The sequence below is a fragment of the Vibrio sp. D404a genome (assembly GCF_030248535.1).
Taxonomy (GTDB): domain Bacteria; phylum Pseudomonadota; class Gammaproteobacteria; order Enterobacterales; family Vibrionaceae; genus Vibrio.
Genome location: NZ_JAHGAJ010000003.1, coordinates 35,404 through 60,254, shown reverse-complemented (window position 1 = coordinate 60,254; position 24,851 = coordinate 35,404). Strand labels below are relative to the sequence as shown.

At 44.0% G+C, this 24,851-nt stretch carries 15 protein-coding genes and 2 pseudogenes; 11 read left to right on the top strand and 6 right to left on the bottom strand.

The features are described from left to right. Positions 1-11 precede the first annotated feature (11 nt). Positions 12-1,088, bottom strand: a complete 1,077-nt coding sequence (locus tag KI655_RS01645; protein ID WP_285401089.1) for a LacI family DNA-binding transcriptional regulator — start codon at positions 1,086-1,088, stop codon at positions 12-14. A 258-nt stretch (positions 1,089-1,346) separates the two neighbouring features. Here KI655_RS01645 and KI655_RS01640 point away from each other — a divergent pair, with 258 nt between their 5' ends. The 6 genes from KI655_RS01640 to KI655_RS01615 all read left to right on the top strand — a co-directional run bounded on the left by KI655_RS01640 (position 1,347) and on the right by KI655_RS01615 (position 10,624). Continuing rightward, positions 1,347-3,449, top strand: coding sequence for an alpha-galactosidase (locus tag KI655_RS01640; protein WP_285401087.1), 2,103 nt, complete (start codon positions 1,347-1,349; stop codon positions 3,447-3,449). Between the two features lie 113 nt (positions 3,450-3,562). Then, a complete protein-coding gene (locus tag KI655_RS01635) occupies positions 3,563-5,335 on the top strand; it encodes a solute:sodium symporter family transporter (RefSeq protein WP_285401085.1) in 1,773 nt (590 codons plus the stop codon). A gap of 257 nt (positions 5,336-5,592) precedes the next feature. Next, the gene (locus KI655_RS01630) at positions 5,593-6,183 is read left to right on the top strand and encodes a LemA family protein (protein ID WP_285401083.1); all 591 of its coding nucleotides are present in this window, start codon (positions 5,593-5,595) and stop codon (positions 6,181-6,183) included. Next, a complete protein-coding gene (locus KI655_RS01625; protein WP_285401081.1) occupies positions 6,183-8,051 on the top strand; it encodes a M48 family metallopeptidase in 1,869 nt (622 codons plus the stop codon). Before KI655_RS01630 ends, KI655_RS01625 begins: the two co-directional genes overlap by 1 nt. A gap of 281 nt (positions 8,052-8,332) precedes the next feature. After that, positions 8,333-8,698 carry a hypothetical protein gene (locus tag KI655_RS01620; protein ID WP_285401079.1) on the top strand — a complete coding sequence of 122 codons (366 nt, stop codon included), beginning with the start codon at positions 8,333-8,335 and terminating at the stop codon, positions 8,696-8,698. Positions 8,699-9,670: 972 nt separating this feature from the next. Next, positions 9,671-10,624, top strand: a complete 954-nt coding sequence (locus tag KI655_RS01615; RefSeq protein ID WP_285401077.1) for a DUF2860 family protein — start codon at positions 9,671-9,673, stop codon at positions 10,622-10,624. Positions 10,625-10,715: 91 nt separating this feature from the next. Here KI655_RS01615 and KI655_RS01610 read toward each other — a convergent pair whose 3' ends face one another. The 3 genes from KI655_RS01610 to KI655_RS01600 form a co-directional block, all read right to left on the bottom strand. Further along, the gene (locus KI655_RS01610; RefSeq protein ID WP_285401075.1) at positions 10,716-11,648 is read right to left on the bottom strand and encodes a LysR family transcriptional regulator; all 933 of its coding nucleotides are present in this window, start codon (positions 11,646-11,648) and stop codon (positions 10,716-10,718) included. 160 nt (positions 11,649-11,808) lie between these two features. Then, positions 11,809-14,859: an efflux RND transporter permease subunit gene (locus KI655_RS01605; protein WP_285401073.1), complete on the bottom strand. Its 3,051-nt coding sequence runs from the start codon at positions 14,857-14,859 to the stop codon at positions 11,809-11,811. 1 nt (position 14,860) lies between these two features. Continuing rightward, a complete protein-coding gene (locus KI655_RS01600; protein ID WP_285401070.1) occupies positions 14,861-15,946 on the bottom strand; it encodes an efflux RND transporter periplasmic adaptor subunit in 1,086 nt (361 codons plus the stop codon). A gap of 609 nt (positions 15,947-16,555) precedes the next feature. Between KI655_RS01600 and gltS the strand changes: the two are divergent. Next, positions 16,556-17,750, top strand: a pseudogene (gene gltS, locus KI655_RS01595) (sodium/glutamate symporter). Positions 17,751-17,981: 231 nt separating this feature from the next. On the opposite strand, the gene KI655_RS01590 reads toward gltS, so the two are convergent. Together KI655_RS01590 and KI655_RS01585 are read right to left on the bottom strand one after the other, a co-directional pair. Beyond that, a complete protein-coding gene (locus KI655_RS01590; RefSeq protein WP_285401069.1) occupies positions 17,982-21,245 on the bottom strand; it encodes a hypothetical protein in 3,264 nt (1,087 codons plus the stop codon). Between the two features lie 12 nt (positions 21,246-21,257). Beyond that, positions 21,258-21,590, bottom strand: a complete 333-nt coding sequence (locus KI655_RS01585) for a hypothetical protein (protein WP_285401067.1) — start codon at positions 21,588-21,590, stop codon at positions 21,258-21,260. A gap of 248 nt (positions 21,591-21,838) precedes the next feature. Between KI655_RS01585 and KI655_RS01580 the strand changes: the two are divergent. From KI655_RS01580 to KI655_RS01565, 4 genes and pseudogenes are all read left to right on the top strand, one after another. Next, positions 21,839-21,961: pseudogene (locus KI655_RS01580) on the top strand (integrase); the annotation flags it as partial. Between the two features lie 176 nt (positions 21,962-22,137). Then, on the top strand, positions 22,138-22,935 hold the full coding sequence (locus KI655_RS01575; RefSeq protein ID WP_285401066.1) for a CLCA_X family protein: 798 nt from the start codon (positions 22,138-22,140) through the stop codon (positions 22,933-22,935). A 95-nt stretch (positions 22,936-23,030) separates the two neighbouring features. Next, positions 23,031-23,744: an AraC family transcriptional regulator gene (locus tag KI655_RS01570; protein ID WP_285401065.1), complete on the top strand. Its 714-nt coding sequence runs from the start codon at positions 23,031-23,033 to the stop codon at positions 23,742-23,744. A 97-nt stretch (positions 23,745-23,841) separates the two neighbouring features. Continuing rightward, a complete protein-coding gene (locus KI655_RS01565; RefSeq protein WP_285401063.1) occupies positions 23,842-24,774 on the top strand; it encodes a DMT family transporter in 933 nt (310 codons plus the stop codon). The last annotated feature ends 77 nt before the right edge of the window (positions 24,775-24,851 follow it).

The following is a 24,851-nucleotide window of genomic DNA, read 5'->3' as shown; positions in this document are numbered from 1 at the left end:
TCGCACTTACGCTATTCAGGCAAGCGTAGCTCGATCTGCTTCAATAGCTCTTGGATACCCTTCTTATCATAGGTTTGCTTTGTTTTAGGTTGGCTACTTTTGCGGACAATTAATTCCACGGGAATGCAGGTTTGCTTGAATTGAATTGGCGTGTTTGACGGATGGTTTTTTAGATCAACCGCTTGGATGACACATTGTTCGCCAATGGCTGTGAAGTCTTGCTTAACTGTCGTTAGAGGTGGATTAAAATACGCACTGTCGGTGATGCCATCAAACCCAACAACCGCAACCTGATCGGGTACCTTGATGTTAAACTCATCCAAAGCACGCAACACGCCAAGTGCCATTTGATCACTCGCGACAACCACGGCATCAAAACTCAGCTGTTTACCAATCGCTTCACTGATTGCAAGGTAACCACTTTGTGCTTGCCAGTCCCCTCGATAGCAATCTACGGCTTTCGTTTCTGATACATCGATTTCCGCTAGCCAAGATTGCAGACGAATATTGGCCGCTGTTGACGCCTCTGGCCCAGCAACCAACAAAAACTGACTTCGTCCTGTCTCTACCAAGTGCTTGACCACTTCAGAAGCCCCAATAGCATGCTCACCATGAACAAAATGCACTGGAGTACCATCAGGCACGTCGATAAAAATCAGGAGTAAGCTTGGAAACTGCTCTGCCAACACCATAGCATCGTCTTTGCTAAGCGGTACGTTGAGAATAATGCAATCTACCTGCTGAGCAATAAGCTCTCTCATCGCACCTTGAATACTGGATAAACTTGGCTCGGAAACAACAGAAAAAGCAGTACCAAAATTCAATTCATGTGCTTTTCTTCTTACACCATTGGCGATAAGTGCGGCGCCATGCAAAGCCATATCTAATGTCACTAGGCCAATATTGGTCGATTTCGCTCGACTCAACATCTGCGCTCCCTTATTGGGTACATAACCTAGCTGCTTGATCGCCTTATTCACTTTAATACGAGTAGATTCAGCAACGCTCTCAGACCCATTCGTCACGCGAGATACCGTCTGGGTCGATACACCCGCCAGTTTTGCTACATCTTTAAAAGTTACATTCATCGTCTTTTCTAATGCTCTTTGCTGTCTTAGTTCAACTCTAACAGATGGCGTTCAACAATAACGTCGCACGCCTCTCGAAATGTTTGCGAAAACATTAATTTTTGTTCCCGAAAACAGTCGATCTAGACCTAATTTAGGCAATTTCAAAGTCGCTTTAGATCACACTTAAGCGGCATTTAAGTTCTAAAAGCCATAGATAGGCGCAATATATAATTCAGAAAACATGTTCACGCAAACAAATAGCAGAGCGAGCAAATAATGAGTGAGTTTGTCCATTTACAAAGCAAAAATCACAGCTTGATTATCAAAACTGACCGAGTGCCAGAGATCCTTCATTGGGGCGCCAAAATTGCGCAGATAGACGAAGACCTATTGCTTTCAACAGAGCGCCCGATTTCCCAAGCTCGTTTAGATGTCGATGTTCCTTTGTCTCTGTGTCCTGAACTGGGTAGCGGTCACTTTAACGCGCCGGGCATTGAAGGCCATCGCGACGGCTACGATTGGGCACCTGTATTCAAACTGGCATCGACTCAAGTTGAAGCAAACCAAGTGACATTTGGTATGGTTGATGATGTTGCGAATCTTGAACTGACTGTTGAGCTTAAATTGAACTTCGATACTGATGTTGTTCAGAAACGTATTAACGTTAGAAACCTCGGCGATAGCAAATATTATCTTGGCAAACTCTCATCAACTTTGCCTTTGCCAAACCACGCCAACGAGTTAATGACTTTTCACGGCCGTTGGTGTCACGAGTTCCAAACACAGCGACAACGCTTTGAGCATGGCGGCTTCATGCAGGAAAACCGTCGCGGGCGTACTTCCCATGAAAACTTCCCAGGCCTGTTCGTGGGCACGAATGGGTTCAGTGAACAGCTCGGTCAAGTATGGGGTTTCCACCTTGGTTGGAGTGGTAACCACCAAATGCGTGCCGATGTACGCAGTGACGGTCGCCGTTTTGTTCAAGCTGGTGAGCTTTTACTGGCTGGTGAATCGATCCTTGAAGCTCAAGGTGAATACCAAACGCCATGGCTGTATGGGTGTTACAGCAACACTGGCTTGAACGGTATTTCTCAACGCTTCCAACAATTTGTTCGCGATAACATTGTTAAGTTCCCTGTAACCAAGCCTCGCCCTGTACATCTAAACACATGGGAAGGGATTTACTTCGACCATAAACCTGAATACATCATGCAAATGGCAACAGAAGCGGCCGAAATGGGTGTAGAACGCTTCATCATTGATGATGGTTGGTTTATCGGTCGTGACGGTGAACGTGCAGCTTTAGGTGACTGGTATCTAGATGAGAAGAAATACCCCAACGGTTTAAAGCCTGTGATCTCTCACGTCAATCAACAAGGGATGGAGTTTGGTCTTTGGGTGGAGCCTGAAATGGTCAGCCAAGATTCGAATCTGTATCGCAACCACCCTGATTGGGTACTGAGTCTACAAGGTTACCACCAGCCTTCTGGTCGCTGGCAATATGTTCTCGATTTGCAAAATGAAGATTGCTTTAACTATCTTTTTGAGCGCCTTAATGACCTGCTCACACGCTACAACATCACTTACCTGAAGTGGGATATGAACCGCGAACTGGTTCAGCCAGGCCATCAAGGTCGACCTGCTGTCCATGGTCAGACTCAAGCGCTATATCGTTTGGTGGATGACCTGAACAAGGCACATCCCGAAGTGGAGATTGAATCGTGCTCTTCAGGCGGTGGCCGCATCGACTTTGAAATTCTTAAACGCACGCAGCGTTTTTGGGCTTCAGATTGTAATGATGCGTTAGAACGTCAAGCCATTCAAAAAGGCATGAGCTACTTCTTCCCACCAGAAGTGATGGGGGCGCACATCGGCCCTGCAGAGTGTCACTCAACGAATCGTCGTCATGGCATAAACATGCGTGGTGTTACCGCTCTGGGTGGTCACATGGGTGTTGAGCTAGATCCAGTGAAAGAATCAAAAGAAGAGAAAGAGGCATTCTCTCGCTATATCGCGCTTCATAAAGAGTACCGCCACCTACTTCATGGCGGCCGCAGTTTCCGTATCGATCCGGCAGACAAGAATCAGAACATTTACGGCGTGGAGAGCGACGATGAAATGTTGATCACTGTATGTCAGTTAGCCATGCCAGATCATGCGCTGCCATCACCATTGAGAATCAGCTGTGCGGATATTAACGCTAAGTATCACGTGAAGTTGGTTGAGATGCCGCAAACCAGTTTCCAACTGATGAAGCAACGCCCTAAGTGGCTAGATAAAACACTCACACTAAGTGGCGATAACCTAAAAGAGATCGGCGTGACCCTGCCGATTCTCGACCCCGAATCAGCACTGATAATACACCTACAAAAACTCTAACTCGTCGTCAGTCATAAGAAAGCATCGGGCAAAGGCGGTTGTGAAAATCATCATGACGCCTCTGCCTGACAGGATAACTACATTCAAAATTCCGATAATTTAAGGACAAAACTATGCCAATGACAATCCTACTGTCATTCTTTTTCTTCACAGGCTTGGTGGTGTTTTACACCTGGTCACAAGTGAAGAATCAGAAAAACGACTCCAAAGATGGCTTCTTCCTTGGAGGCAGAAGCTTAACCGGTGGCCTAATTGCAAGCTCACTCATTCTAACTAACCTTTCCGCGACCAGTTTCGTTGGGATGAGTGCCCTATCATTTAAAGGCAATATGTCGGTGATGGGATATGAAGTTGCCTCAGGTATCACACTGATCATTATCGCACTCTTTTTGGTACCTCGTTACCTAAAGCAAGGCATTACCACGATTCCTGATTTCCTTGAGTCTCGCTATGACCTATCGGTGAAGCAGTTCGTAACCGTATTGTTCCTATTGAGCTACATCATCAACCTTTTACCAAACACACTATACGCTGGCGCGATGGTAATCGGTGGTATTTTCGACATTGAGGGTATGTTAGGCATTAGCCGTTTCCAAGCGATCCTACTCATCGCATCGATTATCGGTTTCCTAGGCCTGTTCTACGCGATCTACGGTGGTCTGAAAGCGGTGGTAATCGCAGACACATTAAATGGTGTTGGTTTGATCGTTGGTGGCCTGATGATCCCAGTTTTTGGTCTTATCGTGCTTGGTGATGGCAGCTTCATGGAAGGTGTAGACGTTATAACGACCAATGCCACAGACAAACTACAAGCTGTCGGTGCAGAAGACGACCCTAACGTGCCATTCTCAACCATGTTCACTGGTCTACTGCTTGTTAATCTTTACTACTGGGGTACTGACCAAGCGATCATCCAACGTGCATTGGGTGCTAAGAACCTAAAAGAAGGCCAAAAGGGTGTAATCCTTGCCGGTGCAATCAAAGTTGTGACGCCTCTGTTCCTGATCATCCCGGGCATCATTGCTTACCATATGTTTGGTACGGTAGACGCGACAGGTCAAAGCTACGAAGCGGATACCATGTACACGCGTCTGGTTAACGAAGTACTGCCAAAACCACTTGTTGGCTTCTTCCTAGCAGCAATGTTCGGTGCAATTCTGTCGACGTTCAACGGTGTATTAAATTCATCCACGACTCTATTTACACTTAACGTCTACAAGCCAATCTTTGACAAAGAGAACAAGCTTTCTGACGAGCAGCTCGTTAACAAAGGTCGTTCATTCGGTCTGTTCATTGCAATCCTATCAGTGGGCATTGCGCCGTTCATCATGTTTGCGCCGAATGGTCTGTTCGACTTGCTACAACGTTTAGCTGGCCTATTCAGTGTGCCTATCTTCACTATCGTGTTTATGGGTTACATAACTAAGCGTGTACCAGCGATGGCGGCGAAGGTTTCATTAGCAGTATTTGTGGCGGCTTACGGTATCGTACAGTTCACTCCAGCTTCAATGCATGATTACTTAGGTCCACTTAAGCCATTGGCTGAACTGCACTTCTTCCACCAGCTAGCCGTATTGTTTGTACTATGTTGCGGAATCATGTTTGTAATCGGTAAAGTACGCCCACGTGATACGGACTACGTGCTTCCAGTCAACGAAGCGATGGACATCAAGCCTTGGGAATTCCGCTTCGAAGCTTCAGCCGTGATTCTGTACATGGTACTTGGTGCTTACATTACGTTCTCTGACCTAGGCTTAGTCGCTGGTGACACGTCATTCATGGTGACTTACGCGCTTTGTGGCATCGTTATTCTTGGAGGCCTTTTTGCCCGCATTAGAAAGAAGAAAGCTCAAGCCGCGCAACTTGACGCTCAGAACGCACAGTAAGTAATTTACGACTCAGCCAAAACCAAGCAGAGCCCATTATCGGCTCTGCTTTTTTGTATTTGTTCAAAACAAGCCCAGCGAGCATATTCAGCTGTCGGCTTAACCTGGAACGGCCTATTAACCGATTCTATATATTCGCAATTTTATCAATAACATACGTCAATTGTGCCTCTAACCAGGTTTGTAATAAAACCAATTTGCTATATATCTCAAGTGCCTATATAACATCCCAATACATTCACAAAATGGAACTTACTATGACTTCACTTATTGTTTTCATCGTCATCCTTTTACTTATCGCGGTGTTTGCAGTCAGCATTTACAACAAACTAGTGACACTACGTAACCGCTTTAAAAACAGCTTTGCTCAGATTGAGGTCCAACTAAAACGTCGTTACGACCTGATCCCAAACCTTGTTAGCACTGCTAAAGGCTACATGGAGCATGAAAAAGTAACGTTCGAGCGTGTCATCCAAGCACGTAACCAAGCAATTTCAGGCTTAAAAGCAGCAAGTGATGCGCCAGACAGTGATGCGGCCATTAACCAACTGGCACAAGCAGAAGGGATGCTACAAAATGCATTAGGTAAGTTAAATGTTGTTGTTGAAGCTTACCCAGAGCTGAAAGCCAACGAAACCATGACCCAACTGCAAGAAGAACTGACCAGCACCGAGAATAAAGTTGCTTTTGCTCGCCAAGCTTTCAATGATGCTGTTACCAGCTACAACACTTACAAACAGACTTTCCCACCAGTCTTGTTTGCCAATATGTTTGGTTTCCAAGATGGTAAACTGCTTGAATTTGCAGACAGCGAAGCAATCCAAGAAGCACCAAAGGTTGAGTTCTAATGGATTTCTTTGACCATCAAGATACCGCGCGTCAACGCACCGGGCTTTTGGTGTTTCTGTTCTCCTTAGCAGTATTAATCATCACGGGTTTGGTCAGCGTACTGTCGATTATCATTTATTACGAGGTCACGGGGGAGCCATTTGATCAAAGAACCGCTATCACCTACACCTTGCTGTGCTTTGCAGGTGTAGCATTGATTGTCGCAATCAGTTCTATATTCCGTTTGTCTGAGCTTTCTTCTAATGGCGGTCGCGGCGTTGCTGAGAGTATTGGGGGGAAGCTTATATCCTCGAACACAACCGACACCAAACACCGTCAATTGCTTAATGTTGTAGAGGAGATGGCGATTGCTTCTGGCATCCCCGTTCCTCCTGTTTATGTAATGCAGGAAGAGCGAGGTATCAACGCGTTTGCCGCAGGCATGAGCATTGATGATGCCGTTATTGGTGTTACACAAGGCGCGCTAGACAGCTTTTCCCGTGATGAGCTGCAAGGCGTCATTGCTCACGAATTCAGCCATGTGTTAAATGGCGATATGCGATTGAATACACGTTTGATTGGGGTCTTGTTCGGCATTACTTGTATCGCACATATGGGTCACTTGGTCCTCGACAACACACACTATACGAGCCGCGCATCAAGAAGCTCTTCCGATTCCGATAAAGGCTTCGCTGTCATTATGATGATCGCGATTGTATGTTTGGTGCTTGGTTGGGTTGGAACTTTATTTGGCTCGATGATCAAAGCAGCTATCTCTCGACAACGGGAGTTCTTAGCAGACGCAAGCGCGGTTCAGTTTACTCGTAATGACCAAGGTATTTCAGGTGCTTTGAAAAAGATTGGCGGTCATGCATCTGGCTCGAGCTTAGATGCACAAGCGAGCAGCCAAATGAGCCATATGATGTTTGGGCAAAGCAGTTTGTCTGGCTTCACCGGCTTCTTCGCTACTCACCCACCTTTGGAAGAGCGAATTCGTCGTATCGAACCCAACTGGGACGGCCGTTTTTCGCGCACACGTCAAAGCCAAGCTTCAGCATTTGGTCATGAACAAGTCAGCGGATTTGCTTCAGATGCCGATTTCGGTTCTCAAGATCATGAACCACAAAGCGCACCGCCAACTTCCTCAGAACTAAGTGATACAGGTAAACAGCTTATTAGCCAATTACCCCAGGACTTGATAGACATTGCACGTGAACCCTATAGTTCGCGCTTTATTGCATTGCTTCTGATTTTTGATGGTAGCGACATGCAACGTGAGATGATCAAAGGTCATATTCCAATGGTATCGCACGCGAAGCTGTTACCGTGGCTGGATTACGATTTGCCGTTGCACTTGAGGCTTCCTCTTCTAGAGCTCGCGATCCCAGCACTTAAGTCAATGAGTGAAGGTCAGACAAATAGACTTTGCCAAGTACTGCGAGAGTTGTCTCAAACCGATAACCATTACTCGCTAGGTGAATGGTGCGTTATTAACTTGCTGGAAAAGCAGCTTCTTTCGCCATTTGGCTCTACTCGACAAAACAAAACCTTCAAGCAACTCGAAGAAAGCGTACACTGGTTGCTACGTGAATTGGCTTGGGTAACGCACTCCGAACGAGAAAGTGCGCAACGCGCATTCAACGCTTCACTTACCTCGCTAGGGTTTGCAGAAACCACATTGGAAGAGCCAAATAGTAACTGGCGCTTAAGTCGCGTTGCATTGGATCTGTTGCTACAACTCAAGCCTCTTCATCGACACCAGTTCGTTAAGGCATGTCGTTTAGCAATTGAGTCTGACGGTAAGATCACCGTTGCAGAAGGCGAAGTGTACCGAGTGATAGCGTGTTTCTTGGAAGTTCCAGAACCGCCGCTTACCGTGACGATTTAACAGCACAAAGTAAAACGCCAGCGATGATGAATTGAAGGCTGGCGTTTTTGTATTCGGCTATAAATGACTCAGAAAGCGTCATAAACTTTCAAAGCGTTATGGTCAAATATTTCATTAAACAAGTATCCAGAGTAACCGATTAGAGAATTTTAGGTGGTCTGAGAGTTGTTTGTGATAGAAAAGTCACACATTTGTCATAATATAAATAATGAACTCCAAGCCGTGTTATCATCCCTTTAATTATTGTAAAGGTTAGCAATTTTCACTTAGAGTTAAGTGTTATGAATAAAGATATAAAACTTCATTTTATAAAGTACTTTCTTTATAACTCCATTTTCCCTGTGTTATTGTTTCTTGCTTCTTTAACGCCTTATTTTATGTTCACCTCTGCATACTTACTCGCCTTTTTAGGAGTTTATCTACTTGGTTATATAATTCTCTATCTTAGACTTCGAAGTCGCCATTTAAGTGTCGTAGATGATGTGGTTTCTCTTGATGGTCATCCTTGTGATGTGGAGGCTCATCGTTTTTTACACTGGAAGTGGTTGAAATTAAGTTATATGAACGGCCCTGTTCGGGTTTCGATAGAGATCCCTAAGACATTAATGAAGAATCAAGATTGGGATGAACTAAAGGTTATTACTTAAAAGCTCATATGCTCGTTAGCATTTACATAACGGCACTTAGTACGAACCTAACTAATATTACCTTTTTGCTAGTGCGATTTTTCTCACAGTACTAGCACTTCACAACAACTTTGCCATACATCTAGTTATTCATGGTTTGCTAGTATTTGATTATCCGAAACTCATTTCTGTCCAGAATCTTCATGGCGGGTGCTTCTAGCTCAGAAATGCCCCATTGTGAGTTTTAACGAGAACATAGAAGTAAACCAATTTATCCTTATAAGAGCTAACATTAGCGCCTCCAAAGAGAATTCTAAAAAACAACAGAACGATAAATTAACCTTGGAGGTTGAAAAAAAGGAAGTTGCTATAAAACAACTTGGGCTAGGTTTACCTTGTTAATTTACCGTTAATCAAATGTGGGACATTCCTAATTCTAACGACATCATAAATGGAATTAATGTTTATGTTACTTAGTTCGGAAACGAGCTCTATCTCCCCTAACCAGAATACATCGAATAAAAGGTGGAGATCTGAGGCAAGTAGTCGATCAAGTTCTGAATCATCGCAGCCTGATATATGAATCACTTTAGAAACATCAACCAGAATCAAGCGTTGTTTCATGTGCACACATTTGTGCTGTTCTAAGTAAGATTTGATGCAATCAACTATCACGATTCTGCATTTTCCTTCACCCACATCCAGAACAACATATGGGCGATCGTTGAGGTAAATCGTTGACTGATATCGGTCTTCTTTTAACATTTTGCTTAGGTTCATAGCCCTGTCCTATTTTAAAAACTTGCCTTGGACAATAACGTGTTGCGCGCGCTCACCCTATGAATAAGAGCTATTCAAATTCCACCACTCTCAGCCCTCAAATTTGCATAACAGTTACCCGTAGGATTCTGAAATTTCGGCGTTAACATACATCTCACCAAACGGAATGACACAAACATAAGGACGATAAATACCAGAATATGAGAGTCGATCATGGACAAGAAAAGTATCTTAGCAGGCACTATTTTATCAACTCTATCAACTGGCGCATTTGCCTTTGATTCATCTCGTGTAAGTGGGGAACTAATTATTTCCACTGGCTACATGTCAACGAACTCTAACTTAAGTACCGAAAGTGACGCTCATCTTAGTGATAGAAACCAAAAAGGCTCACACAACGATGATTTAGTTGTATTTCCATTAGGTAGCATCGCCTATGATCTTGGCGAAGATCGCACCCAGCGCATTTATCTGGGTACATCTCGAGACGACTTAGCGGTGGGCGATCTAGCCTTTGAAATCGGCTACCAATACGACATGCTTAATGGTACTCAAGTAGATGTAGCTTACTTGCCAACCGTCTTATCAGGTGAAGTATGGCAAGACCCATACCTGCAAGGAAATCGTCGTACTACTGATGTAGATGGGCATGCGTTCCGACTAAAACTCAACAATATCGTTGGCTCTGGTTTTTCTCTTGATATTGCATATGCAACACAAGAAATTGATGAAGAGCACATCACAAGGCAAGAGCTTTTGCGAGAAAGCGATATGTATTACATGAAGGGTAGCTACCTACTGCAACTTGCATCTAATATGGGCTTGATCACCAGTGCTGCCTATCTACGCAATGATGCGGAAGGGGACGCAGAAACCTACAACCAATATAAAGTAGAGATGACCTACTTTGCGAACTTTGATGCTCATACCTTTGCGCTAACAAGCAGCTATGCATACCGTGATTTTGATGGCTACAATTCATACTATGAAAAAGAACGCTCTGATAATAGACACAAGTTTTTCGCCTCGTATGAATACGCGAACATTGCTGGGTTAGAGAATTGGAGTTTCATTTCATTTGCCGGTGTTAACTACAACGATTCAAACATCGACTTTTATAAGAATGAAGAATACCTAGCCACTGTAGGTGTTAGCTACAAGTTCTAACTTAGATAGACCCTACCCCTAAGCCCCCGCTCTGAACCATATGGTTTAGGTGGGGGTCTTTACGTTTGGAGGCTAAAAAATAATTTCTACTCTAACTTTCGGGTTGAACAATTGAGTTAAAGAAATCTTGCATCGCCTGATGCAGACATTGATTCAAAGGATAACCTCGCTTCGATTGAAGATACCCTCCCGACACACTCACTGTTCTAAAACGCTCAGGCATATCTGGCAACGGATAACAAGTTAGTCTATCGTCATGCTGCAGAATGTAACTGCTGTTAAATGCCATTGCATCAGAGCTCGCTAAACAATCAATCATGATCGGCACATTTTGGCTGACCAACTTAACGTTCGGCTCCCCACCTTGTTGTAAAAACAGCTCATCGTAATAATCGTATTTTCCGACTTGGCTACTTGAGGCGTACTTAACCAAGGGAATACCTTTAACCTCAGTCCACTCTGAAGTTTTGCTTAAGATTGGATGATCTTTTCTCGCAACTAGATTCACTTTGATATCAGACAAATGGTGCGTGTAGATGTCTTGAGGAAGCGGAAGCAACGTATAGTGGAGCATGTAGTCAATTTCCCGCTCTAACAGCCCTTGAAGTGACTCCTGTTGCCAATAAACAAATCGAAAGTTTGCGTTAGGTAACGCGTTCGTTACCGCTTGATAAACCCCTCGTCCAAACACATCCAACAAGGTTAAATCGCAGGCGATAACAATAGTGCCATCAAACTCTTTAGGGTTGAAAGCTTGATAAGCATCAAGCACCTGCGAAAACGGAGTGAGCATATGATCAGCCGCCTCAGCTAACTTTTCTGCCAGTTCTGATGGCTCCACACCATGCGCTTTTCGAATGAATAATTGGTCGCCGAAAGTTTCTCTCAGCTTTGCCATTCCACGGCTCACACTTGTTTGAGATATGCCCAGCTTTTCTGCTGCAACTGAAGTATTGCGAGTTTGCACCACAACGCGCAATAGTCTGAGTAAGTTCAAATCTAAATTATCAAGACTATTATTCATGATTAACGAGTTCCATTCTGTTTCTAACAACATAACATAAACTCATCTTTTCTATAGCATTCAGCTAGGCAATTCTATGATTTGAGTTCTGCAAAACATGCACAAAAAAACCCATCAGTGATGGGCTTTTGCAGATTACTTGTTTGTTAACTTTGGTCGGTTAAGCTTTGGTTGGCTTTACCTTGAAAAACAACGCGTAGTTCAAAGGAATAACGATCAACGTTAATGCAGTTGCAAACAGTAAACCAAACATAATAGTTACCGCCATACTCTTGAAGAATGGGTCAACCAGCAGTGGAGCGACACCCAAAATGGTGGTAGTAGCACCCAAAATTACTGGCCTTGCTCTGCTCATCGCTGCTTCAATAATGGCATCATAAGCCGGTTTACCATCGTTGATTTCGTTCTCTGCTTGGTCAACTAAGACGATCGCATTTTTCACCATCATACCAATTAAGCTTAAGAAGCCTAACGTTGCCATGAACTCAAACGGTGTTTGAAATACTACTAGACCAATCGCCACGCCAAGCACAGCAAGCGGCACAGTACACCAAATAACGAGCGCCTGACGAATGCCGTTGAACATGAACACAACAGCAAGAACCATGGCGGCAAATCCATAAGGTGCCGAAATTGCTAAGCCTTCATTTGCCTCTTTTGACGCTTTGTACTCACCATGCCATTCGAACTGGTAACCCACTGGTAATGGCATCGCTTCGATGCGTTCTTTCACTGCATCAAGTGCATCGGCAGTCAGCACGCCTGAGCGTGGGTCTGCTTGCGCCATGATCGTAGGCACTCGGTCTACACGGCGTAACATTGAATCTTGCCACTCAAGATCAACATGGTCGACAAACTGAGCCAGTTGCAAGTAACGGCCAGCTGTTGAACTAAACACCTGCGTATTCTCAATGCTGCGAGCATGGTCACGTTCGCTTTCTGGCGAGCGTACGACGATTGGAATCAGATCGTTGCCTTCACGGTAAACACCTACTTGTTTACCTACCAACGACTGTTCTAACGCCTGATTAAGCTCTTGGGTTGTTAGTCCAAACTGCTGTGCTCTATCTGAAACATATACAGGCTTAACCACTGGGACTTGCTGACGCCAGTTGTCTTGAACCGCGACAAGCTCTGGTGTTTCTTCCATGATCTGTTTTGCCTGCTCAGCCAGTTGTCTTAGGACTGCGCTGTCTGGGCCACTAAATGCTGCTTCAATTTTCTTACCACCACCTGGGCCAAGCATGAACTTCCAAACGTTGACCGATGCTTGTTCGTACTTTTCACCGAGCTCTACTTGCAGCTCAGCTACCAATGGTTCGATAACGTTAAAGTCATCCACGTCCACCAACATTTGAGCATAAGCCGTGTTTCGCGCTTCTGGAGAGTAAGTCAGCATGAAACGCAGACCACCAGAGCCGATAAAGCTAGTGGTATTGGTTACGCCCGCTTTCGCACGTACATCTTGTTCAATGTCCAACATGATGCTTTCGGTCGTGCGGATGTCTGTACCTTGAGGCAAGAAAACATCCACTACAAACTGCTCACGTTGCGATTCTGGCATGAAGCCCGGAGGCACGTAGCCAAACATCTTCACACCCAATACAAACAGCGCAATCACGACGGCAAGAGACATTTTTTGATTGTTCAGAACCCATTCCAGTGTGCCCTTGTACCAAACCGAGACTTTGCTTGGTGCCTTATCTTGCTTCTGCTGCTTAACCTTCAAGAAGTCATGACAAAGCAACGGAGTCACGGTGATAGCTAAAACCCAGCTCAGGAACATGGAATACAAAATTACCCAAAACAGAGTACCCGCATATTCACCCATATTCGATGGCGACAGACCAATCGCACTAAATGCACAGATACCAACAATCGTACCGCCAAGTAAAGGCCACTTGGTTTCGTTTACAATGTCGCCAACCACTTGCTGCTTATCGGCATTTGGGTTCTTTTGAAGGCGAGTCAATACACCATCGGTCACTACAATCGCATTGTCCACCAGCATACCGAGCGCAATGATGAGAGCACCCAGTGAGATACGTTGCATCGCAATATTGTCAATCAGCATTACGATCAACGTACCTGCGACCGTTAGCACTAAGACGAAACCAATAACAATGCCTGTACGCAGGCCCATGAATAGCAGGAGCACCACAAATACAATCACAACCGCTGCAATCAAGTTGTTAATGAAGTCAGCCACCGAGTCACGAACTGAGTCAGACTGAATAGATATCTCGTGTAGCTCAATACCGTGTGGGCGCTGCGCTTCAAGTTCAGCAAGCCTTGCTTTAACCGCATCACCCATTTCAACAACGTTACCACCAGCAACATTCGAAATACCTAAGCCAATCGCTCGCATGCCGTTATAACGCATCAATACCGATGCAGGATCTTCGTAGCCACGTGTGACAGTCGCGATATCTTGCAAACGCATCACACGATTGTTCTCACCTACTGCGATTTGTAGCGCTTTTAGCTGCTCGAACGAGCTAATATTTGCACTTGGCATCACGGATACGCGCATGCCGTCGGTGTCCATTGCACCAGCCACCGTCACCACGTTTTGCTTATCGAGAACTTGATAAACTTGTTGGGCGGAAACACCAAACTGGGCCAAACGCTCACTTGAAATCTCAACAAAGATTGTTTCTTGTTTCTCAGCCAGAGTCGCTGTTTTTGAAACACCCGGAACCAAAACCAGCTCGCGACGCAGTCCATCCACATAATCTTGTAGCTGTTTGTCGGTAAAGCCTTCCCCCGTCACCGCATAAAACTGAGCGTATACATCGGCAAAGTCATCATTCACAATCGAAGATGCTGCCCCTGGAGGTAATGAGCGCTGAGCATCGCTTACTTTGCGTCTCAGCTTGTCCCAAACCTGCTGAAGCTCGGCCTCGGTGTTCGAAAACTCACGTTTAATTTCGACCGTGACTTCCGACATGCCTTGCTTAGAGACAGAGGTAATTTCCATTACTTCTTGTAACGACTGCGCAGCGCCTTCGATCACATCGGTCACTTCATCCGCTACCTCTTGCGCGGTAGCGCCTGGATATGGCGTCACGATAACCGACTGGCGAATCACAAATTCAGGATCTTCAAAACGGCCAAGTTTTAGGTAGCTGATGTAACCGCCAATAAGCATTAGGGCAACCATGACCCAAACACTGGTGCGCTTTGCAATGGTGTATTGAGCGATGTTCATATTAGTAAACCTCTGCTAGTTCTGGACGTACTTCAAGGCCTTCCTTTAGGCTCTGTGTACCGGAAACTACGACTCGCTCTCCCAATTGCAAGTTAGACTCAATGTGTACTCGGTCGCCATTCAAGCTCCCCGTTTCAACATTGCGCTTTTGAAGTGTGTTATTTTCATCCACCACCCAAACGTACTGATTACCCATATTGTCTGGGTTGACTGCCGTTAGCGGTACTTGAATCGATTTCAGTTCGCTTTGAACTTCATCTGAATAGACATGAACACTCATACCCGGTAGTAAACGGCTTTCTGGCGTTGTTTCCACAGAAAACGTGACCGCATAAGTCCCCGACACTGGATCGGGTTCTGTTTCAAACTTCTTCAGAGCAAGTTCAAATGTTTGGTAGGGAGCAACACCCGCATCAGCAAATACTTGATTCGCTTCACTGTTTCGCGTCATCAAGCTTTCAGGAACATGAATGACCGCTTCAAGGTTGTCTAAATCATGCAGCGCCACAATCACTTCATTGCTCTGAACAAGAACATGATTTTCAACAAAAGAACGGCTCACCACCCCAGAAAAAGGCGCAGTTAAGGTAGTATCATCAAGGCGGCGAGAAGCTTCTTCAAATCGGTTTTGAGCTAAATCAAATCGTAACGTGAGCTCTTCAAACTGGCTTTTAGAGATCGACTGACGGCTTTCGTATAATTTCTTTGCTCGTTCGTATTCTGAACGCGCATTGTCTCGCTCAACTTTCGCGGAAGTCAGAGCAATTTGAGCATCAGCAGAATCAAGCTTTGCGATCACCGCACCTTCTTCGACAAAATCACCCTCTTGGACAAGAAGCTCAACTAAACGACCACTTGTACGAAACGAAAGCTCTGCGCGGCTTGCAGACTGAATAACACCATTAAACGATAAGTCGGCGGTGTCAATGTTAGAAACTTTCTCTACGAGAACAGGGCGAATAACGGTTTCAGTGGCCATGCTTGCTTCTTCTGAACCACATCCTGTGAGTAAAATCGAAAGAGAGATCGCCACAGCGACTGCTGCTGGGCGCATATTTTTAACAGTTAAGCTATTTACGTTTATCACAACTTTCTCCACTAATAATAATTTGATGAATTAACTGTATTTTCCTAAATCAGACTTGCTCAATACTCTCCTTGTTTAGAGCCTAGTCTATCTAAATATTCTGTTGACTCGATGAATATGAGTTATTCATTTCTGCATTAACTTTAAGAGGTAGTGATTTATCACTCCAATAGTTAAGTGCATAACTTATGTCTTCTTCACTCTTTTCGGTTTGTTCATCCATCACCCCTTCAGATATAAGATCTAAATAAGTTGGCGTTAGATGGTCATCTAGCTGAGCATTACTACTGCTGTAGTAGCTCATCGTCGTTAGAGTTGATATGAACCTTTTAAGGTAGCGCATGGGTTGACCTCAATTTTCCGACCCACTTTCAACTCCAGCGAGCGCAAAACTGAATATCTCCTATTCGTTTTCCTTCCCTAAACAATACTGCACACTACTTCCATCGAAACGAGTTATTGGAGTGAAAAATGAAAGGCTATTTACCAGTCATCCTTATTGTTTGTGCTTACCTTGGACTCTTTTTTTCACTGATACAGCGCTTAGCTTAGACAAACGCAAACCGTATACATCGATTGTTCAAATCAACCGCTTAAAGGGCACTTAACATGCAACACATAGAGATAGACCCGTTTATTTCATTCACATTAGCCATCGTGCTTCTGTTCGTAGGTAAGTTAGCGACTATGCACTGCAGCTTGCTGCAAAAATACAGTATCCCTGAGCCCGTCATTGGTGGGTTCATTTGTGCACTTTTCGTGGCTGTCGTCTATTGGGGGGTTTAATACCACGATCATTTTTGATCTCGATGTGCGCGATACACTACTTCTGTATTTCTTTGCAGGAATAGGCCTAAGCGCCAGTTTTAAAACGTTAGTATCAGGCGGTAAACCTTTGCTAATTCTTACTTTTTTAGCCGTTCTTTATATCGTATTGCAAAATCTAGTTGGTATTAGCGTAGCTTCATTACTAGGCTTAGAGCCGATACTTGGCCTAATGGCAGGGTCAATCTCGCTGATTGGTGGGATAGGCACCACCATGGCTTGGTCACCAACCTTCGCTGAAATGAGTATCGATGGTGCAGCGGAAGTAGGCTTAGCAGCCAATACAATTGGTTTAATTGCAGCCTGTTTAGTCGGCGGTCCAGTCGCTAACTTCCTCATTAAAAAGCACAAACTGACGCCAAATTCCGACCACAACCTAGATATTGGCGTGTGTCACAACGAAACCACTAAACTGGATCACTTCGGCATCTTGTATGCTTGGTTAATGCTGAACTTAAGCCTGATACTCGGGTGGTTCATCAACATTCTGTTTGATAGCATTGGCCTGCAACTGCCGCTGTTTGTGGCCTGTTTGGTAGGCGGTATTTTGATCGGAAACATCAAGTCACTAGTACTTAAAAAAGAGACCAGTAAGAACGCTCAATTAGGTCAAGCGATGATCTCGGATATCTGCTTAGGAATGTTCCTGACTATGGCGCTAATGGGCTTACAATTGTGGCAACTGAAAAGCGCCATGGTGTTCTTGGGTAGCGTCATGTTTGTCCAGATTGCACTGTCTATTGTTTTTACTCTCTTCGTTGTGTTCCGCTTTATGGGCAAAGACTATGAAGCAGCGGTCATTAGCTCTGGTTTTGGCGGTATTACCCTTGGTTCCACGGCAACGGCCATTGTGAATATGACCGCGGTCACTCAGCAATACGGCGCAGCCCACAAAGCGTTTATTATCGTACCATTGGTGTGCGGGTTCTTCATCGATATCGCCAACGCGCTTATCATTAATCAGTTTATAGCGTTCTAAAAGGTACAAGGACACAATTGAATGGGTCAAAATCGCATTGCTATAAATAACCCGAAAAATCAAAGTACGCCGCAGATCGTAACTCACTTTAGTCCAGAGGTGTGCTGAAGCCGATCACGGCAAACACACCTTTGCCCCGAAATAAGCTAGTTAGTTAACTGCCTTACGGCGATGGGTTGATTTCTTGTTAATTTTCAACCCATTAGTTAACAAGCCTCTGTCTAAATATTATTACTGCATGTACTTAGCTTTATGACAAGCAACTAAAGCATCATTGCATATTCCTACATTTAGAAAGTGCCCTTGAGCAAAGTCAGATCCTATAGATGCAACTAGTTTTGCAAAATCATACGCAGGGATATGAGTATCAATGACATTAAATACCAAAGTAGCAAATTTCTCTTCAGCAGTTTGACCATCTAACACCCCCAGTGCTAGTCGACTACATGAGTTAAAAACATATTCAGCATATCCATCAAACGTTGGATTTTTGAGTCTCCCTCCCCTTAGAATCGCACCATCAATATATGCTACAGCGATAACATTCCTGACGATTTGGGTAAGGAAGTCCAAAGGTGAGTTAGTCGCTTTAATCGCCTCAGAATATTTTTCTATGAACTTATATACTAAGTAAACATCGGCATTTTTTGATGAACGGCTAAGCTCTAGTACATCCTGATACAAAATCTGTGAGGGTGTTCCTGACAAAAGATTCATCTGAATACTTCGTTTTCTTTCCTCATATGAGAGAGAAGTCAGTATTTTCTCCACGAAGTTGTTCATATTTACCGTTGGACAGCCGAAGCCACAACCAAGCTCCGCCATAATATGATCGACACAAAGTAATGGAATATCATTCGCAAAAGACAACTGCAAAGTGGAGTAAACTGTTTCATCCACCATATCTCTCATTTTTATCAAGACATCAGGCGTATCAGCAACTTTCAAGGTTTCAACGTTCGCATGGTTCAGTATCGCTCGGATACCACCAATCAACTCTTTGCAGTCACGCTGTATTTCTTGAGATGTAACCCTATAAACCCCTCGCTCAGTAAGTCCCATCGATAAGTAGTCATCACGGAGGACATCTTGAACCCAAGAATCCAAAGCTCTTTCTGTATGCTGGGATAACACAACTTCGATACCTAAGTCACAAAACGCAGAACTAAACCCCATTAGAGATAGATAAACTACCGTATAAACATCGATGATAACTTTCTTTGGTTCATCTTCACCACGAGCAAAAAGTTTGGCGTATTTCGCTGAATCTGAGTCTATGGTCGATAGGTGCTTTATCGCCCCACGAACAGGTTGATCTCTATCCGTGTAATGCCCTCTGAGCATTAGAGGGACATTAGGGTTTTTAAGAGTCTCGTTAACTGCATCTTCTTGCGGTGAATGACGCCTTAATATTCTCTCAACGTAGGGGATTAAATCTTCATTATTGCTGGGTAAAGAGTATATTTTAAATGGATCTGAACCATCATTTCCACGGTGTCTAATGTTGGCAGCATGTCGATGTGCGGCTATATAAGGAGGCAAACGCTCGACCATGGTGTAGTCGCCAATCGTTGAGCCTTGTGGTATTTCATTAAGGGCTTGCCCTAAAGGAGAATCAACATCTAGTAAAAGAGGGTGCTCTGAAACTACATTTTGGACAAGAAGACGAGTAAAAGTTTCAAAGCCGTCTGAATAAGTAACTCCGTCAAGACAATGTTTGGGAGTATATGGGTTACCCTTGAGACCGGAACGGCTCTGTATCGAATTAAAGTAGATTTGTGTAAGTGCTGAAGCTACCCGATCAGGATCTTTAGCAAACCAGTCAACAAGAACTTTATCAGCAAGGTTTGCATCAACACTAATTGCTATTTCGTTGATGAGAGGCACTTTTGAATCATCATAATCCAAGAAAACATCATCAGGAATCTCAAAGACAATTTTTCGCAGTTCTGCTGTCTCAGCACCATTTTCCTTGGTCGCATGCAACAATAAATGCCATGGGTAAGGCAAGTTGGGTTCAAGTCTAGTAGCAGAATAAGCAGATTCAATCGCGAGCTGGTACTCGTTCAAACGCTCGTATGTCTGTGCCTCTCTTAGATAGATTGTAATGGTTTTATCTTTAGGTGCTAAGTGTGCAACCTTAGATAACAATAGTTCAAACTTTTCACACGCGAATAAAGCATCTAGGTAGCATTGAAAGAAAGGAGATACCCACGCGTCCTCCGACAAAAATGGTGTCAGAAATTGCACAGCTTGCAAAGGTAAGCCTAGCACCACGAACCTTTCACACAACCTGAGAATAGCGTGGGAGGGGATGGCCTTAAATCGTTGAGAGTCGGCCTCAAAAAAGCTTTGAGCTAGACTATCCAGCTCATGGAGCTTTTTCTTGTCCTCATCGGAACAAACTAAAGCACTGAGATACAAATTAGCAAATGAGTTAGTATATTCATCATCGGTTCTAACTACCCCACCGTGATCAACCCAGTTACTTATCGAGCTTATTTTTACCTTCCCAGCTTGGACGGCAAAGTCTAATCGAGAAAATGCTTCTAAGTCTAACGTACCTGAGAGAGGCTCAGTGCTAACTTCAAGACTGTTTTCACTCTTGGAGAGTTGCTCTATTACTTTGGCACACTCTGGATTTACGCCCTTGATTTGCTCAAGGTATAGCTCTCCAAGCTCAAATAATCGAACATCAGAAAACTGGTACAGGTTCAGCAAATTAATGAGAACACTTAAAAGTCTGACCTCAAAATGCTTTCCCATCCTAGCCAACAGCTGTTCTGTAAGTGCATCTAATTGATTTTTATCTGTCTTACTAAAAGATATAACGGGCTTACCTAGGTTAAGGGAGGTTAAGAAACATGTTTCTGCGACCAGTAAAAGTACCTTGGCATTATCTGAGGAAAAGCTGTCTTTCAACAATTGAGCGATTTCAACTGCTAAAGCAAACTCTTCTGTTCTCAGTGCTCCTCGAACCAAGCCAGTAAGCTCCTGCTCAGAAAAGTCATAAGGCTTTGTGGAATGATAGGTGTCATTAAGTTCTTCATTAGAAGCTAAGCGTTCATAGAACACCTCTTTAACAAATTCGCCTTTTATATCTAAATCCAAGTATCGAGATATAGCGTTGCTTTCTGAAGTTCTGGACTCTAAGTCAATCAGTATTGAAGTAACCACTTCTCGAATGTTTTCAGGCAGAGAGCCTTGCCTGAGCAACGACAGTATCTCACTCTTTGATGGCAGATCAGAACAAGCAATAAGTTCTACTTTTAGACTTAAAGCATTGAGCAAGAGCCGAACATCCTCTTCGAGAGAGTTGATGTCATTTAGAGCCTGTAAATTCTCTCGAGCCTTATATAAATCCCTAAATCGGATATCTTGCATGATACCCTCAACCACTCTCATAAGATCTCTAGCTTGAATGCTATGAATAATGTGCACAGACTTATTGCCTGCAATATTATCACCTGAACCGTAGTGTTCTTGGTCTGCCATCAGATAGTGTTCCTACTTGTTATATACGGTCTTATTCCCTACGATGTTGTCTCCTGAGCCGCTGTGGTTCTGGGTAACAGAACCTATACCAATATTTTGTTCAGGTTTGACTGACTTCATAAGCTCCTGAAGCTCAGATGATTCATCCAGTTTACGAGTAATTGCACGTTCACCGAAGTCTTGTAACTCAAGCTCATGAACTTTTTCTGTAATCTGTTCTAAAACCACATCATCAACAAGCCACCCCTGTAGCTTCTCTTTTAAAAATGCTGAAGATATCGTGATTCCATCTTTAAAGCCGTCATAAAGAACACCCGATAGAATTGCCGATGTTAAAAATTCCATAATCTTTCCTAAAAATAATCTGTAAAATCAATACTATCAATCAGGCTTGTATTCTATATAAAGAGGTTTCAGCTGACAAACACTGTTCTCATGACTTGAGAAGAGTGTAGTCAGGAAGTTTGATTGAGGCTTTGTTAAATCTGAGTTCAGCACTTCGATGAAAGTTAAGTTATAAAAATGTTCTTTTCCAATTTGACACTATTGGTCATATTGCAAGCCCCCGTTACAAGCAAATTGTTGATTAGAAGAAGACTAAGAATATCCGAGCGATACAGCTTTTGCTTGCGCACACTGGGATCGAAAACAACATCAAATGTTTGGGTGTGGAGTTGGAGGACGCCCTCTGTTTATCCGAAGAAATTAATAGCTGATTTGTAAGGTATGATTATCAAATGTTGATCACAGAGCTTTACCCTATGTCACTTTTGTCCAAAAACTATCTAGAAATTGAGCAAACTTCATTATCCAACCACACCAACATCAATTGCTGTACAATACACGCGCTTGAAACCACAGCCCTATCAACTATCCATGCACCAGGTGAATCTTGCGTTTAACTAGCTTTAAATACAAAACTCGTAAAGGCCCAGACTATCGTCATGGGGAGCAAGTGTCGTTTATCGACATACGAGATACCTTTGGCATTGGCAGCATTCGTGTAGGTAAATGGGTCAACCAAGAAGAGAAAGATTTAGCAGCCAACCTGATCTTCGACTCGTTTGCCGACCTTGCTTACATATTGGCTCTACCGCCCAAAGCCATTGGGTTGAGAGGTAGTCTAAATCTGGCTTTTGGAAGCGGCGGACAAAAAGGCGTTCAAGCCCACTACGCACCAAATCAAAGAGAACTCGCGCTCGCGAAAAATGCCGGAGCTGGCGCTTTAGCCCATGAGTTTTGGCATGCTTTTGATCATTACATTGCAGAGAAAGCGTTTGATATTGGTGACAGATCTGGACCACAAAGACGAACGATCTTTGCCAGCGACTGTTGGCTAAAAAACGCCGAGCATTTTCCGCATCCGTTGAATGACAGATTACTGAAGATATTTGACGCGACGCTGCTCACTGATGATCAGCAAGACCGGCACGATTATGTATCACGAAGTGTTGTGGCAGACAAAGCGATGGGAAGCCATTATTTCTCCCTACCTACAGAGATGATGGCTAGAGCCTTTGAGTCAGTGGTCGAGTCGTGCTCTGGCATTGAAAATAGCTACTTAGTGTCTGGGACAACCAAACCCGAACACATCAAAGTCTACCCTGACTTAGAGCATCGAATGAAAATTCACAGCGCATTACAAGCTTACTTTAAACCTCTAGGTGAAGCCTTGAGTGGTTTGCAATAGAAGGCTTTAATATCGTATAAAAATATGGAAAGCCCTTTATATCAATTAAAGGAAGTCACCTCATTTCACCTGCTGTCACATGGATGGACATCGCAATGCAGCCAACTCTCAGTATCCGAGCCTACACTAAGAAGCTAAACAGTCACTCGCATGATGATTACCACCAGCTTGTGCTTCCAGTTCAAGGTAACATCAACATTCAGATGGATAAGTTTTCTGGAAAGGTAACTGTGGGTGAGTGTGTTGTGATTCCTGCGGGCACTACCCATGGTTTTCAAGCGGACGAAGCCGCTCGATTTATTGTTGCTGACATGCCAGCGCTTCCAGAGCATCTTCTCGAGAGTGACGTACACGTATTTTCTACGACAACACCACTACTGAGCTTTATCTATTTTGTGGAGAAACAGCTAGAACACCAAGTGGACAAAGCGATAGAGTCTTCAATTCTCGATGTCTTTACTATGCTACTAACACAGCAACCGATAACTTCAAAAATTGATCCTCGGATCCGTGCTGCGCAGAGTGAGATTTTTGACAATTTAGCAAACCCTCTTTCAATTGCCGAGTTATCAAAAATTGCTTGTCTGAGCCCGACTCAATTTAAAGTGCTTTTCAAAACCAACCTCGGTATGAGCGTCCAACAATACGTTACTCACCATAGAATGGAAAAAGCCAAAGCGCTTCTTACTCATACTGATTTACCCGTCCAGATTGTTGCGGAAAGAGTCGGCTATAACGATCTTTCTGCTTTTAGCCGACGCTTCTCTCTTCATTTCGGCCTACCCCCACGCCAATTCACACGCAGTTAAAAGCGTCTTTTTAAAATACAATTTCGTCTTTTCAGCAAAGTACTGCCTTTTTTCATCGCTTATCCTTTCAGCATCAAATGGATGTTTGGATTAAGAAATGATGACAACACGCTTTCAGCTAGCACCACATCAGCATGGATCTATTTTTATATTACTGGCTTCGATCCTTTGGGGAACAACAGGGGCAGCGGCTACGTTAGTTCCCGAGGTAAGCCCATTAGCTGTTGGCGCTTTTTCTATGGGCATAGGTGGCGTGATACAAGCTTTATTAGCAAACACTGCCTTAAAACAAGATGCTTCATTGTTAAAGCACCATAGAAAAGAAGTAGTGATTGGCGCCCTTGCATTGATGATTTATCCAATGGCTTTTTATACTTCAATGAGAATGGCCGGAGTTGCGACTGGCACCGTGGTTTCTATTGCCTCCGCCCCACTTTTCACTCTTGCATTCGAGTGTCTATTTAGCACAAGTAAGAATATAACTATTCGTAAGCTTTTCAGCTTAGTGATCGGAATTTTTGGCATTGTACTTCTCGTCAATGCGGAAACCACTCACAGTCACTCTGAATCGCAATTCAAACTTTGGGGCATCTTACTCGGCCTAGTCGCAGGCTTAAGTTACGCCACATATTCCGTAATGGCCAAAGAGCTTATTAATAAGGGGATTCAGTCACAGGCAGCGATGGGCGCCATCTTTGGGCTGGGCGCGTGTTTACTTCTACCCACCCTGCTGGCATCAGGAGACAACTTATTCGCATCTCAAACCAATACCCTGGTGCTCATCTACATGGCGGTCATTCCAATGGGCGTCGGTTACATCATGTTTGGGGTGGGATTAAGGCACATCAATGCGAGCACAGCAAATATCCTAACGCTATTCGAGCCTGTTGTTGCGGCTGTCATCGCAGTGTTAATACTCGAAGAACACATACCGCCAATGGGATGGTTGGGAATTGCTTTAGTCATGGTGTGCTTGTTTTTTCAGTCAACACAAAAGGAGCAGCCCCAAAATAGGTTGGCCAAACCTTAACGATTGCACCAACACCGAACAATATTGGCGACTTTTAGTGCAACACAATCATGGTTTTATATCTGACTCCCCAATAA